Origin of the sequence: Pantoea sp. GbtcB22 (genome assembly GCF_019091025.1) — a bacterium.
GTDB lineage: Bacteria > Pseudomonadota > Gammaproteobacteria > Enterobacterales > Enterobacteriaceae > Pantoea > Pantoea leporis.
The window spans coordinates 1-244 of sequence record NZ_JAGXKB010000637.1 but is presented as its reverse complement, the minus strand read 5'-3'; the positions used below and the strand labels follow the sequence as shown (position 1 = coordinate 244).

Sequence of the window (244 nt, the reverse complement as noted above, 5' to 3'; positions counted from 1 at the left end):
GATCAATCTTTACAATGCTGCCGTTATTTAGCACAAAAAGTGATTTGCCGTCTTTTGATAATTCCATGTTTGCATTTTTTGCACCAAGCTTTGCAAAAAGTTTGGTGTCTCTGGTACGTAGTTCAGTAACCCACAGGTCATAGCCCTTTTCAAATTTGGCGAGATAAAATAATTTATCACCATCCTTCGATAAAGTCATATCAGCAATATCTGCGGAGCTGATCGTAAGTCTTGCTTTGCGATC

Annotated in this window: 1 protein-coding gene; it reads right to left on the bottom strand. The window is 38.5% G+C overall.

Annotated features, from left to right (window positions below; genetic code table 11):
* Window positions 1–244, bottom strand: a 244-nt coding sequence (locus tag KVT28_RS26230; RefSeq protein WP_217551205.1) for a hypothetical protein, incomplete at both ends; no start/stop codon positions are given.